At 65.3% G+C, this 12,487-nt stretch carries 13 protein-coding genes; 2 read left to right on the top strand and 11 right to left on the bottom strand.

The window, feature by feature from the left end:
* Positions 1-233: 233 nt before the first annotated feature.
* Both J2X19_RS23500 and J2X19_RS23495 read left to right on the top strand, forming a co-directional pair.
* Positions 234-542, top strand: coding sequence for a DUF485 domain-containing protein (locus tag J2X19_RS23500; RefSeq protein ID WP_116608865.1), 309 nt, complete (start codon positions 234-236; stop codon positions 540-542).
* Positions 539-2,266: a cation acetate symporter gene (locus J2X19_RS23495; RefSeq protein WP_310376938.1), complete on the top strand. Its 1,728-nt coding sequence runs from the start codon at positions 539-541 to the stop codon at positions 2,264-2,266. Before J2X19_RS23500 ends, J2X19_RS23495 begins: the two co-directional genes overlap by 4 nt.
* On the opposite strand, the gene J2X19_RS23490 is transcribed toward J2X19_RS23495, so the two are convergent.
* The 11 genes from J2X19_RS23490 to J2X19_RS23440 form a co-directional block, all read right to left on the bottom strand.
* Entirely contained in the window at positions 2,263-2,481 is a 219-nt protein-coding gene (locus J2X19_RS23490; RefSeq protein ID WP_310376937.1) for a DUF1289 domain-containing protein, read from the bottom strand. The genes J2X19_RS23495 and J2X19_RS23490 overlap by 4 nt on opposite strands.
* 5 nt (positions 2,482-2,486) lie before the next feature.
* Positions 2,487-2,987 (bottom strand): YbaK/EbsC family protein, encoded by a 501-nt coding sequence (locus tag J2X19_RS23485; RefSeq protein ID WP_310376936.1) that lies wholly within the window; start codon positions 2,985-2,987, stop codon positions 2,487-2,489.
* Positions 2,987-3,895, bottom strand: coding sequence for a hydroxymethylglutaryl-CoA lyase (locus J2X19_RS23480; protein ID WP_310376935.1), 909 nt, complete (start codon positions 3,893-3,895; stop codon positions 2,987-2,989). Before J2X19_RS23480 ends, J2X19_RS23485 begins: the two co-directional genes overlap by 1 nt.
* Positions 3,896-4,816: a 2-hydroxyacid dehydrogenase gene (locus tag J2X19_RS23475; RefSeq protein ID WP_310376934.1), complete on the bottom strand. Its 921-nt coding sequence runs from the start codon at positions 4,814-4,816 to the stop codon at positions 3,896-3,898.
* A gap of 57 nt (positions 4,817-4,873) precedes the next feature.
* Positions 4,874-6,871: an acetyl/propionyl/methylcrotonyl-CoA carboxylase subunit alpha gene (locus J2X19_RS23470; protein WP_310376933.1), complete on the bottom strand. Its 1,998-nt coding sequence runs from the start codon at positions 6,869-6,871 to the stop codon at positions 4,874-4,876.
* Entirely contained in the window at positions 6,864-6,989 is a 126-nt protein-coding gene (locus J2X19_RS23465) for a hypothetical protein (protein ID WP_310376932.1), read from the bottom strand. Before J2X19_RS23465 ends, J2X19_RS23470 begins: the two co-directional genes overlap by 8 nt.
* The gene (locus J2X19_RS23460; RefSeq protein WP_310376931.1) at positions 6,982-7,635 is read right to left on the bottom strand and encodes a DUF4126 domain-containing protein; all 654 of its coding nucleotides are present in this window, start codon (positions 7,633-7,635) and stop codon (positions 6,982-6,984) included. The genes J2X19_RS23465 and J2X19_RS23460 overlap by 8 nt, the downstream gene beginning before the upstream one ends.
* Positions 7,636-7,640: 5 nt before the next feature.
* On the bottom strand, positions 7,641-8,657 hold the full coding sequence (locus tag J2X19_RS23455) for a hypothetical protein (RefSeq protein WP_310376930.1): 1,017 nt from the start codon (positions 8,655-8,657) through the stop codon (positions 7,641-7,643).
* Between the two features lie 53 nt (positions 8,658-8,710).
* Positions 8,711-9,274, bottom strand: a complete 564-nt coding sequence (locus J2X19_RS23450) for a hypothetical protein (RefSeq protein ID WP_310376929.1) — start codon at positions 9,272-9,274, stop codon at positions 8,711-8,713.
* Positions 9,275-9,680: 406 nt separating this feature from the next.
* Entirely contained in the window at positions 9,681-10,730 is a 1,050-nt protein-coding gene (locus J2X19_RS23445; RefSeq protein WP_310376928.1) for a hypothetical protein, read from the bottom strand.
* An 80-nt stretch (positions 10,731-10,810) separates the two neighbouring features.
* Entirely contained in the window at positions 10,811-12,433 is a 1,623-nt protein-coding gene (locus J2X19_RS23440; RefSeq protein ID WP_310376927.1) for a carboxyl transferase domain-containing protein, read from the bottom strand.
* Positions 12,434-12,487: the final 54 nt, after the last annotated feature.

Raw genomic sequence — 12,487 nt, 5'->3', positions numbered from 1 at the left:
GGAACCCTTGCTGACCGTTTCCTGACAAAAACGTACAAACGCTTACAACCCTAGTGCAAACCCTCGGACTGATTTTTCCCGCGCTGGGCGAACACGGTGGTATCTGCGTTGCACGCCGTGAATAGGTGGCTATCCGTCAGTTCATGGTCAGCGCCCCTCCCCACACTCGCGCCACTTCAACAAGGCCCCACCAGTCCGGTGGCGGCGCGATTGACACACCCAAGGAGACAACCATGACCGACCCGATCGTGGCCCGAATAGAGGCCAACCCCAAGTACCACGAACTGCGGCGCAAGCGCGGCACGTTTGGCTGGACGCTGACCGCGCTGATGATGTTCGTGTACTACGGCTACATCGCGCTGATCGCATTCAACAAACCCTTTCTGTCCCAGCCCATAGGCGCTGGCGTCACCACCATCGGCATTCCTATCGGCTTGGGGGTGATTGTTTTCACCATCCTGATCACCGGCCTGTATGTGCGCCGGGCGAACAGCGAATACGACCGCCTGACTGCCGAAATCCTGAAGGATGCAGCCCAATGAAAACCATCTTCAAAGCGCTGGCCGCCTGGGCACTTCTGGCCGCCGCGGGCGCGGCATGTGCAGCCGGCGCCGACCTGGGCCAGGTCGACAAGCAACCCACCAACTGGGTGGCGATCAGCATGTTCGGCATCTTCGTGGTGGGCACCTTGTTCATCACCAAATGGGCCGCGGCCAAGACCAAATCGGCCTCCGACTTCTACACCGGCGGTGGCGGCATCACCGGCTTCCAGAATGGCCTGGCGATTGCGGGCGACTACATGTCGGCCGCCTCCTTCCTGGGCATTTCTGCGGCGGTGATGGCCTCGGGCTATGACGGCCTGATCTACTCCATCGGCTTCCTGGTCGGCTGGCCGGTCATCACCTTTTTGATGGCCGAGCGGCTGCGCAACCTGGGCAAGTTCACCTTTGCCGACGTAGCCGCCTACCGTTTCCAGCAGACGCCGATCCGCATGTTTGCAGCCTCCGGCACGCTGGTGGTGGTGGCCTTCTACCTGATTGCGCAAATGGTCGGCGCAGGCGCGCTGATCAAGCTGCTGTTCGGCCTGGACTACTGGCTGGCGGTGGTCATCGTCGGCGCGCTGATGATGATTTATGTGCTGTTCGGCGGCATGACGGCCACCACCTGGGTGCAGATCATCAAGGCCTGCCTGCTGCTGGCCGGCGTCACCTTCATGGCCATCGCCGTGCTTGCGCAGTTCGGCTTCAGCCCCGAAGCGCTGTTTGCCAAGGCGGTGCAGGTCAAGACCCAGATCGCCGCCAACGACGGCAAGCTACTCGAAGAAGCCGCCAAGATCGGCCTGGCCATCATGGGTCCGGGCGGTTTTGTGAAGGACCCGATCTCGGCCATCTCCTTCGGCATGGCGCTGATGTTCGGCACCGCCGGCCTGCCGCACATCCTGATGCGCTTCTTCACCGTGCCGAACGCCAAGGAAGCGCGTAAGTCCGTGCTCTGGGCCACCACCTGGATCGGCTACTTCTACCTGCTGATCTTCATCATCGGCTTTGGCGCCATCACCCTGGTGCTGACCAATCCCGAGTTCGCCGACACCATCAAGGGCGTGATCAAGGGCGGCGGCGGTTCCAGCAATATGGCAGCCGTGCTGGTGGCCAAGGCCGTGGGCGGCAACATCTTCTTCGGCTTCATCTCGGCCGTGGCCTTTGCCACCATCCTGGCGGTGGTGGCGGGGCTGACGCTGTCGGGCGCCTCCGCGGTATCGCACGACCTGTACGCCACCGTGTTCAAGAAGGGCAAGGCCGACAGCGCCTCCGAGCTCAAGGTCTCGCGTATCACCACCGTGGCACTGGGCATCATCGCCGTGCTGCTGGGCATTGCCTTCGAGAAGCAGAACATCGCCTTCATGGTGTCGCTGGCCTTCGCGATTGCGGCCTCGGCCAACTTCCCGGTGCTGTTCATGTCGGTACTGTGGAAGGACTGCACCACGCGCGGCGCGGTGATCGGCGGCTTCATGGGACTGATCTCGTCGGTGGGCCTGACCGTCGTGTCGCCCTCGGTGTGGGAAGCCACCCTGGGCTACCCCAAGGGCTCGGCCTGGTTCCCCTACACCTCGCCGGCACTGTTCTCCATGAGCATCGGCTTTCTCGGCATCTGGCTGTTCTCGGTACTCGACCGCAGCCCGCAAGCCGCCAAGGAGCGCGACGCGTTCAAGACCCAGCAGGTGCGTTCGGAAACCGGCTTTGGCGCCTCGGGCGCTTCGGGTCACTAAGCCAAAGCACGTTCGGCGATGACCTCCCAGACCGCCCGCTTCGCGGGCGCGTCCATACGGCCCCAGGCCGCAATCTCGTCCAGCGTACGCCAGCAGCCAGTGCAGAACACGCCGGCTGCATCCATCTTGCAGACCCGCACGCAGGGCGACGCCACTTCGGCATCATTCAGGCTGCTGGCACTTTCTGCACCTGCGCCAGCAGCTATCAAATCCATAGTATTCAAGCTGCAGCCAGCACCACGTCGGCCACCGGCGCACCGGTGAGCCGCTCCAGGTCCTGCGGCGCCAGCGCGAACACCGCATGCGGATGGCCGGCCGCGGCCCATATCTCGGCAAAGCGGAACAGCTCGCGGTCGATCAGGGTCACCGGCGGATACACATGCGCCACCGGTGCCACGCCGCCAATGGTGAAGCCGGTGCGGGCCTTGACGAAGGCCGCATCCGCCCGCCCCACCGGGCCGACCAAGGCCGCCACCTTGTGCTCGTCGACACGCCGGTCGCCCGAAGTGACGACCAGCACCGCCGCGTCGTCCGACAGGCGGCGAAAGATGATGCTCTTGGCAATCTGCCCGACCACGATGCCCAGCGCATCGGCCGCCTGCTGGGCCGTGCGCGCCGCGTCTTCCAGCATGCGCGGCAGCTGCGCATGGCCGCTGGCCTGCAATGCCGCCACCACGCGCTGCACGCTTTCGGGCAGCGATTTCAGTTCAGCTCCACACATCAGTTCAACCTCTTGGTCCAGAGCGCCGTGGCGGCGCGGGAGTTGGATTTTCTACCCAGATAGTCGCTGATGAACTGGCCCGCATCGACCAGCAGCTCCAGGTCGATGCCCGTGTCTATGCCCATGCCGTGCAGCAGGTAGACCACGTCTTCGGTCGCCACATTGCCGGTCGCGCCCTTGGCATACGGGCAGCCGCCGAGGCCGGCCACCGAGGCGTCGAACTGCCACACCCCCAGCTGCAGCGCCGCCAACGTATTCGCCAGCGCCTGGCCATAGGTGTCATGGAAATGGCCGGAAATCTCGTCCAAGCCGTAATGCTGCAAGGCCGCCTCCAGCGCACGCTGCACCTTCAGCGGCGTGCCCACGCCTATGGTGTCGGCCACGCCCACATGCTGCACGCCGATCTCGCGCATCAGCCGCGCCACCTGGGCCACGCGCTCGGGTGCAATCTCACCCTCGTACGGGCAGCCCACAGCGCAGGAGATGGCGCCGCGCACATACATATTCTGCGCGCGTGCCGCTGCTACCACCGGGCGGAAGCGTTCAATGCTTTCGGCGATGCTGCAATTGATGTTGCGCTGGCTGAAGGCCTCGCTGGCCGCAGCGAAGACCACGATCTCGTCGGGCTGCGTCTTCTGCGCCGCCTCGAAGCCCTGCTGGTTCGGCACCAGCACCGAATAGCGCACGCCGGGTTGGCGCGCAATGCCGGCCATCACCTCGGCGTTGTCGGCCATCTGCGGCACCCATTTGGGCGACACAAAGCTGGTGACTTCGATCTCCTTCAGGCCGGCGTTCTGCAGGCGCTGCACCAGCTCGATCTTGACGGCAGCGGGCACCATCTGCTTTTCGTTCTGCAGGCCGTCGCGCGGACCGACATCGACAAGTTTGACTCTGGAGGGCAATGGCATTCAGTAACCTCTTTCGCGTTCCACCATGCCCGCCACCGGCAGGCCTTGCAGCAGCGCTTGCAGCTTGCCGGCGATCTGCACCAGGCTTTCTTCGCGCAGCGTGCGGGCCGAGGTATGCGGGGTGATGCTGATCTTGGGGTGCGCCCAGAACGGGTGTGCGGCCGGCAGCGGCTCGTTGCGGAACACGTCCAGCGTGGCGCCGGCCAGATGGCCGCTGTCCAGCAGCGCCAGCAGGTCGGCCTCTACCAGATGCGCGCCGCGCGCCACGTTGACCACATAGCCGCCGGGCTGCAGCCGTGACAGGCTGCGCCGGTTCAGGATGTTCTCGGTATCCACGGTCAGCGGCAGCAGGCACACCAGGCCCTTGGATGCGGCCAGAAAGTCGTCCAGCTGCGCAGCGCCCGCAAAGCCGCGCACGCCATCCAGCTGCTTGGGCTGGCGGCTCCAGACATTGACCGGAAAGTCGAAGCCGCGTAGCGCCTGCGCCACCCGCTGCCCGAGCACGCCCGCGCCCAGAATGCCGACCGGAAAATCGGCCCGCGCCCGCGTAGGCCGTTGCGTCCAGCGGCCCGCGTGGGTGTCGGCCGCATAGGCGTCCAGCGCCCGGAAATGCCGGATCAGCGCATGGCACACGTACTCGGCCATCTGCACCGCCATGCCGGCGTCGTCCAGCCGCACCAGCTGGGTTTGCGGCGGAATGCGCAGCTTGAGCAAGGCGTCGACGCCCGCACCCAGGTTGAACACGGCTTTCAGGCCCGGCTGCTCGTCGAAGAAAGCCTGCGGCGGCGCCCATACCACCGCGTAATCGGCCGGCGGGCTGCCCGGCACCCAGTGCGCTACCTCGGCCTGCGGCCATAGGGCGCGCAAACCGTCTGTCCAGAATTCCGCGGGGCCATCCGCCCCGTACAACGCGATCCGCATCCGATGTCCTCTTGTTTCAGGTCTTTCTATTGTGTCCGCAGTGCGCCGCGCCAGCGCTCAGGCATTGGCTTCCAGACGTAACAGCTCGGCGCCCTCGGCCACTTGGTCGCCCGGGGCGAACAGCAGCTCGGCGACGACGCCGTCGCCGGGCGCGGCAATCGTGTGCTCCATCTTCATGGCCTCCATCACCGCCAGCGGCTGGCCCTGGGTGACAGTGGCGCCCACCTGCACCGCAAACGCCACCAGCCGGCCCGGCATGGGCGCCGTCAGACGCCCGGCCGTGGCGTGCACCGCCGTGGCCTGGGCGAAGCGGTCAACCACTATGATTTGTGTAGCACCTTGCGCAGTATGGATATGCGCCACCGGCCCATTCTGATAAAAATGCACGGTCTGGCGCTGGCCGGCGAACTGCAGCACCATGCCGTCGGCACTGGCGTCCCACTGCAGCGGCCCCGCCGTGTCGCCCACCGTCAGATGCAGCAGGCCGTCGTGCAGGTAGCGCAAGCTGGCCTCCACCGCCTCGCCATGGAACTCAAAAGCAAACCCGCGCAGCAGCTCGCCATAGGCGCGCCAGCCATCGCGGCGGCTGAACGGGTCGGCGGTTTGCAACGCCGCCTCGGCCCGCAGGGTCTGCGCCACGCAGGCCGCCACCGCCAGCGGCAGGCCGACACGCTCCTGCTGGAACAGCACGGCCGACTCGCGACTGATCAGCGCCGTGTCCAGCTGCGCCTGGGCGAACGACGGGCTCTGCAGCACATGGCGCAGGAACTGCACATTGGTCGCCACGCCCACCGCATGCAGCTGCGACAAGGCCTGGTCCATGCGCGCCAGCGCCTGGGCGCGGGTGGCGCCGTGGACGATGAGCTTGGCCAGCATCGGGTCGTAAAACGGCGACACCGCATCGCCCGCGCGCACGCCGGTATCCACCCGCACCGCGCCGCGGGTGAACGCCACATGCGCGGGCAGCGCGAACACCTGCAAGCTGCCGGTGGCCGGCAGGAACTGCTGGTCGGGCGTCTCGGCGCAGATGCGGGCCTCGATGGCGTGGCCGCTGATCTGCAGGTCGCTCTGCGCCAGCGGCAAGGGCTCGCCCGCCGCCACGCGCAACTGCCACTCCACCAGGTCGAGCCCGGTGATGGCCTCGGTCACCGGGTGTTCGACCTGCAGCCGGGTATTCATTTCCATGAAGAAGAAGTCCATCTTCCCGTCGGCCTGCTGCTCGACAATGAACTCCACCGTGCCCGCACCCACGTAATGCACGGCGCGGGCTGCCGCCACGGCCGCCGCGCCCATCTGCTGGCGCAAGGCTTCACTCATGCCGGGCGCTGGTGCTTCTTCCAGCACCTTCTGGTGCCGGCGCTGCACCGAGCAATCGCGTTCGAACAAATGCACCACATTGCCATGGCTGTCGCCAAAGACCTGCACCTCGATATGCCGGGGGCGCTGCACGTATTTCTCCACCAGCACGGCGGTGTTGCCAAAGCTGCTGCTGGCCTCGCGCTGGCAGCTGGCCAGGGCTGCGGCAAAGTCCGGCGCGCTGTCGACCACCCGCATGCCCTTGCCGCCACCACCGGCGCTGGCCTTGATCAGCACCGGGTAGCCGATGGCATCGGCCTCGCGCTGCAGCAGCGCCGGGTCCTGGTCGGCGCCGTGGTAGCCGGGCACCAGGGGCACGCCGGCGCGCGCCATCAGCTGCTTGGATTCGGCCTTCAAGCCCATGGCCTGGATGGCGGCAGCCGGCGGACCGATGAAGACCAGGCCGGCATCGGCACAGGCCTGGGCAAAGCCGGCGTTCTCGCTGAGGAAGCCGTAGCCGGGGTGGATGGCCTGCGCCCCGGTATGCAGCGCCGCCTGGATGATGCGCTCGCCAAGCAGATAACTGTCCTTGGGTGCGCTGCCGCCGATATGCACGGCCTCGTCGCAGGCGCCGACGTGGGCGGCCTGGGCATCGGCGTCGGAATACACGGCCACGGTTTTGATGGCCAGCCGCGCGCAGGTTGCCGCCACACGGCAGGCGATCTCACCGCGGTTAGCGATCAGGATTTTGTCAAACATGGGCTTCCTTCGCGGTGAGATCGTCTGCACACACTACGTGTGCCAGGCAATGTAGCTTCGCTGCTGCGCGGCGGAGCCGCTGGTCACCGCGGTTGGCGATCAGGATTTTTTCAAACATAGTTAACTCCAAACCAGGCCCGTACGCGCCGGACCAGCGCCATCAAAAACCGCCACAACACCACCAGCAGCCACACGCTGATGGCCAGCACCACACACAGGCTGATGCCAAAGGCGACCGGGTAGTGCGTGGCCAGCCACAGCGCGCCCAAGGTCAGGCCGTCTTCCAGCAGGCTCAGGCCGATGTTGGAAAACGGCTCGGGCGAGGTGTTCGCCGCCGCCCGCGTTACCGCCTTGGTGGCGAACGAAGTCGCCGCCAGCGAGCCGCCGAGCAAGGCCGCCACCGCCCCTATGGTGGCGTTATCAGCGCCGAAGACCCCGGCGGCCAGCGCAGCACCGGCGGGGATGCGGATGACGGCATGCAGCGCATCCCACAGGCTGTCCAGCCCCGGAATCTTGTCGGCAAAAAACTCGACGAACAGCATGGCCCCGCTGGCCGCCAGCATCGCCGGGTGCTGCAGCAGCTGCAGTCCAGGCGGCAAAGGCAACCACCCCAACACACCCGCCGTGCCAGTGGCGAACACCACGGCGTACAGACGTATGCCGCTGGCCCAACCGAGGGCGGCGGCCAGGGCCAGCAACGTGGGCAGGTCCAGATAGGTGCTGCTTTGGATCTGCGTATGCAGCCATGCGGTCACGCTGTTCATGGCATTTACGGCGTTCCGGCCACCGGGCTACCGTCCTTCACCCAGACCACGGCCTTGTCCACGGCATACAGCTGGCACGGCGTCTTGCTGTTGCGGTTGCACAGCAGTAGCGCCCGCTCCGCCGGGGCCGAAGGTAAGGTTTCATCGGCCGGACTCGCACCGCTGGTGTAGGCATAAGAACCAGTCGGCGATAGGGCGAAAGCGCGCGGTGGCGCGTGCTTCAACCACACCCGGTACCGCTCCCGACCCTTGTCGTTGATGTAAGGAATCGCATCGATGTCCTGCAGGCGGCCGTCCGCTACCGCCACGGATGGCGGCACTTTCACCTTTTCAGGTACAACCGGTAGCATGGACAGTGCAGCCAGAGAATCTCGGTTTTCAAAAATCCGCCGCAGTTGCCCGGGTAGCTGCTGGGCCCAACTGGCGATGGCCTCGTCATTGGCCACGCGGTTCACCGGAATAAAAAACCGTATCACCCCGTAGTCGTTGTTTGCGTACTTGCTGTAAACCACTTCATAGACAGGCCCCGGCAGTTTGACCGACGTTGCCTTCACCCATTGCTGCGCCTGGGCATAAATACCCGTTACCGCACCCAGCAAATGGCCGCTCCGCCGATACACCAACAGGCACTCGGGCTGCGAGAAACTGCCCCCAAAATCATTCTTAAACAAGGCTTTGTCGTCCTTGCATGGCTCATTCAACCAACTGGATGCCGGAAAACTACCGGATGGCAATGTCAGGACAATGCCGCTGCGCATTTCCCCACCTTGCACATCCATCACATAGGCGGTGTAGGTAGAGCCGATATTGCGGCCACCGGCTGTCACAGCGCCCTGGGTCTGGGCAATGTAGTTCCATTGGCCTACGGGCAAGCGCAGGGTGCGCGAGCCAACCTGGATTTGCTGATCGGCCAATTCCATGGCCGGAACGGCCTCGGCCGCGTTGACGGCCAGGGCGCTCTGCGCGATAGCGGCACAGCCCCCTACCAATACGGCAAGACGGGCCAGGTAAGGTCGGTACATAGAAGCTCTCAAAATATTCTCCAAACAACCGTGGCCGGCAGAACGCATAGCCATCAAGGCGCCGCATCCTTCACCCAGACTACCGAACCATTCACGGCATACAGGCGGCAGGCGGTCTTGCTGATGCGGTTGCAAGCCACCACGGCCCGCTCCACCGGATCGCTAGGCAATGTCTCGTCCACCGGCTTGAGGCCGAAAGATGCAGCCAAAGTCCCTGTAGGCGAGATGGCAAAAGCACGCGGTGTTCCCTTGGTCAGCCAGTTGCGGTAACTCTGCCGCCCGTTGTCGTTCAGAAACGGAATCGCATCTACGTCGTCAATCTTGGCGTAGCCGGTTGCGATATAGGCGGCGCGTTGCGCGGGCTGGGGCGCAGACACCGGCGTGCTGCGCACCGCCGGTATAGGCGGTGCGGCGGGGGGCACGGTGTTGTCGGCCAGCAGCGGCGCGGCATCGGACGGTGTACCCAGCACCACGAGGCCGTCTTTTTCATCCCGCCGGTCAAAACTGCGCATCTGGCCGAAGACCAGGCGAATCCAGGTCGGATAGGTATAGGCCGTGCCCTTGTTGTGGTCAATGATGACGCCGATGCCGCCGCCAAACAGAAGGTTACCCGCCATCCCTGCATTGGCACGAGAGATCGCTCGCCCGGTGGCTACGCCGTGCTCCTGGGAGGTACAGACGATATCCAAATCCTTGCTGGACCGGTGCACACTGACACCCCCACCCGACTTGCCTGTCGTGGCCGGGTAATCATTGGTCAACGTGCACTCGGCGCCCAGTACGGACCGCCCCTCCTGCGTGAATGTTTCCACCCGCATCGGGTGGCTGGTTTCATGGGTAATCGATGCACACCCAACGGTTGCCAGCATCGCCGTGAACAACCCGCAAAAGCTCAAGATTCTCAGCACACAGTTCCCTTCGTATCGTGCTATTCCATGCATGCAAACCTGTGCCAGGCCGCATGCCGCTCGGTCCCCGACTCAGCCGCAAACGCGCAAGGGCGCGGCCGGGGCCTTCAAAACCTCAGGGCGCAGCCTTGGCCGGTGGGTTGGCCTGCGGGCCCGCAATCCACACCACCCGCTCGTCCACGGCATACAGCATGCACGGGGACTGGCTGACCTTGCGGCAGCGCTCCAGTGCACGCTCAGTGGGCTCGCCGGGCTCGCGCAAATCGGGTGGGTTGCGGCCCACGGTGTAGAGCACGGTTTCGTTCGAGATCACGAACGCCCGCGGCAATGGCCGGGTCAGGAATTCGCGGTACATCTCGCGGCCGCCGTCGTTGTTGACGGGCACGCGGGCCACGTCGTCGAGCGCGGCAAAGCCGGTTGCCGGGTAGCTGGGCCGCGTAGCCACCGCTGCCACGGGCGCGCTGGCCTCGATCGGCAGCGCCGGGATGGGTGGCAGCTTGGCCTGCTTGTCGCGCTTGTCCATGAAGGCGGCCAGGGTGGCGGGCAGCTTCTGGGCCCAGGCCACGATTTCCTCGTCATTGGCCACGGCTTTCATGGGCACAAACACCCGCACCCGGCCATAGTCGTTGCGCGAGTACTTGGCATAGACCACCTCGTACACCGGGCCGGGCAGCTTGATGCCACGCGCCTGCACCCACTGCTGCACGTCGCTGTAAAACACAGTTTGTTGGCCGACCAGATGGCCGGGGCGGCGGTATACCTGCAGGCACTCGGGCGTCTTGCTGTCGCTGCCGAAATCGTCGCGGAACAGCTGGCCGGGCTGCGAGCAGCCGTCGGCGCGCCAATCGGGCGCATTGCCGCTGCGCACCGGCAGTTCCAGCACGATGGCGCTTTGCATCCTGCCGTTTTGCACGTCCATGGCGTAGGCCGCAAAAATCGACAGCGGCGGAGGCGTGCGCAGCACCGCGTTCCACTGCGTGCGGTTCGCATACAACCAGTGGCCATCGGGCAAGGCCAGGGTGCGCCCGCCGATGCTGAGCTGCTTGTCGAGGATCTCCAGGTCTGGCGGGGATTCCACCACGTCCAGCGCAAAGCTGGCGGGAGCGATCAGCAGCAAGCCGAACGCCAGGCCAAGATGCCGCAGGGCTTGGGACAAAGGGTGCATGGGTTTCCTTCAGATACTGTTATTTGGAGAATAGCGGGCCGCCATTTGTAACCGATCCATGGCGCGCCACCGGCCGACCATCACATGCGGAAGATGCCGAACTGCGTATCCGGAATCGGCGCATTACGGGCCGCACTCAGGCCTAGGGCCAGCACGCGGCGGGTGTCGGCCGGGTCGATCACACCATCGTCCCACAGGCGGGCGGTGGCGTAGTAGGGGTGGCCCTGGGTTTCGTACTGCTGGCGGATCGGGGCCTTGAAGGCAGATTCGTCCTCAGCGCTCCAGGCGCCGGCCTGGGCTTCGATGGCATCGCGCTTGACGGTGGCCAGCACGCCGGCGGCCTGCTCGCCGCCCATCACGCTGATGCGCGCGTTCGGCCACATCCACAGGAAGCGCGGGCTGAAGGCGCGGCCGCACATGCCGTAGTTGCCAGCGCCAAAGCTGCCGCCGATGATGACGGTGAACTTGGGCACCTGGGCGTTGGCCACGGCCATCACCATCTTGGCGCCGTGGCGGGCGATGCCTTCGTTCTCCACCTTGCGGCCCACCATGAAGCCGGTGATGTTCTGCAGGAACACCAGCGGGATCTTGCGCTGGCAGCAGAGTTCGATGAAGTGCGTGGCCTTGAGCGCCGACTCGCTGAACAGGATGCCGTTGTTGGCAATGATGCCCACCGCCATGCCTTCGATGGCCGCAAAGCCGCAGACCAGGGTGGTGCCGTAGCGCGCCTTGAATTCATCGAATTCGCTGCCGTCGACGATGCGGGCAATGATCTCGCGCACATCGAAGGGCTTGCGGCTGTCGGTCGGTACCACGCCGTGCAGTTCCTCTGCTGCATATTTAGGAGCTGCTGGCGCAGATTCCACCTGCGCTGCAGCCTTGTTTTTATGCAAATTCTTGACAGCCGCACGGGCCAGCGCCAGCGCATGCATATCGTTCTGCGCCAGGTGGTCGGCCACGCCGGACAGCCGGGTGTGCACATCGCCGCCGCCCAGGTCTTCGGCGCTGACCACTTCGCCGGTAGCGGCCTTGACCAGCGGCGGCCCGGCCAGATAGATGGTGCCCTGGCCTTGCACGATGATGGATTCATCGCTCATCGCCGGCACGTAGGCGCCGCCGGCGGTGCAGCTGCCCATGACCACGGCGATCTGCGCAATGCCCTGCGCGCTCATGGTGGCCTGGTTGAAGAAGATGCGGCCGAAGTGGTCGCGGTCGGGAAACACTTCGTCCTGGCTCGGCAGATGCGCGCCGCCCGAATCCACCAGGTAGATGCAGGGTAGCCGGTTCTGCTGGGCCACCTCTTGGGCGCGCAAATGCTTTTTGACGGTCAGCGGGAAATAGGTGCCGCCTTTGACGGTGGCGTCGTTGCACACCACCATGCAGTCCACGCCGCTGATGCGGCCTATGCCGGTGACCAGCCCGGCGCAGGGCGCGCTGTCGGTACCGTCGCGGTCCGGGTACAGGCCTAGCGCGGCCAGCGGCGAGAGTTCGAGGAAAGGCGTGCCCGGGTCCAGCAGCAGGTTGACCCGCTCGCGCGGCAGCAGCTTGTTGCGGCCGCTGTGCTTGGCCCGCGCCGCCGGTCCGCCACCCAGGGCCGCGGCCGCCAGCTTGGCCTGCAGGTCGGCCACCAGCGCGCGCATGGCGGCGGCGTTGGCCTGGAACGCGGCCGAGCGCGGGGAAAGTTGGGACTCCAGTACCGGCATGCAGATCCTCCAAGACGCCAAAGATGATTGACGTTTACGTCAACGTCAATCATA

Origin of the sequence: Rhodoferax ferrireducens (assembly GCF_031458075.1) — a bacterium.
In the GTDB taxonomy this organism is placed as follows: domain Bacteria; phylum Pseudomonadota; class Gammaproteobacteria; order Burkholderiales; family Burkholderiaceae_C; genus Rhodoferax_B; species Rhodoferax_B ferrireducens_A.
Note: the sequence above shows the minus strand (reverse complement) of the source record. Positions and strands in the feature narration are given on the sequence as shown.

Excerpts from the sequence above, each read along its gene's own strand:
- J2X19_RS23500 (WP_116608865.1), top strand. The coding sequence starts at position 234 with ATGACCGACCCGATCGTGGCCCGAATAGAGGCCAACCCCAAGTACCAC.
- J2X19_RS23495 (WP_310376938.1), top strand. The coding sequence starts at position 539 with ATGAAAACCATCTTCAAAGCGCTGGCCGCCTGGGCACTTCTGGCCGCC.
- J2X19_RS23490 (WP_310376937.1), bottom strand. The coding sequence starts at position 2,481 with ATGGATTTGATAGCTGCTGGCGCAGGTGCAGAAAGTGCCAGCAGCCTG.
- J2X19_RS23485 (WP_310376936.1), bottom strand. The coding sequence starts at position 2,987 with ATGTGTGGAGCTGAACTGAAATCGCTGCCCGAAAGCGTGCAGCGCGTG.
- J2X19_RS23480 (WP_310376935.1), bottom strand. The coding sequence starts at position 3,895 with ATGCCATTGCCCTCCAGAGTCAAACTTGTCGATGTCGGTCCGCGCGAC.
- J2X19_RS23475 (WP_310376934.1), bottom strand. The coding sequence starts at position 4,816 with ATGCGGATCGCGTTGTACGGGGCGGATGGCCCCGCGGAATTCTGGACA.
- J2X19_RS23470 (WP_310376933.1), bottom strand. The coding sequence starts at position 6,871 with ATGTTTGACAAAATCCTGATCGCTAACCGCGGTGAGATCGCCTGCCGT.
- J2X19_RS23465 (WP_310376932.1), bottom strand. The coding sequence starts at position 6,989 with ATGTTTGAAAAAATCCTGATCGCCAACCGCGGTGACCAGCGGCTCCGC.
- J2X19_RS23460 (WP_310376931.1), bottom strand. The coding sequence starts at position 7,635 with ATGAACAGCGTGACCGCATGGCTGCATACGCAGATCCAAAGCAGCACC.
- J2X19_RS23455 (WP_310376930.1), bottom strand. The coding sequence starts at position 8,657 with ATGTACCGACCTTACCTGGCCCGTCTTGCCGTATTGGTAGGGGGCTGT.
- J2X19_RS23450 (WP_310376929.1), bottom strand. The coding sequence starts at position 9,274 with ATGGCGGGTAACCTTCTGTTTGGCGGCGGCATCGGCGTCATCATTGAC.
- J2X19_RS23445 (WP_310376928.1), bottom strand. The coding sequence starts at position 10,730 with ATGCACCCTTTGTCCCAAGCCCTGCGGCATCTTGGCCTGGCGTTCGGC.
- J2X19_RS23440 (WP_310376927.1), bottom strand. The coding sequence starts at position 12,433 with ATGCCGGTACTGGAGTCCCAACTTTCCCCGCGCTCGGCCGCGTTCCAG.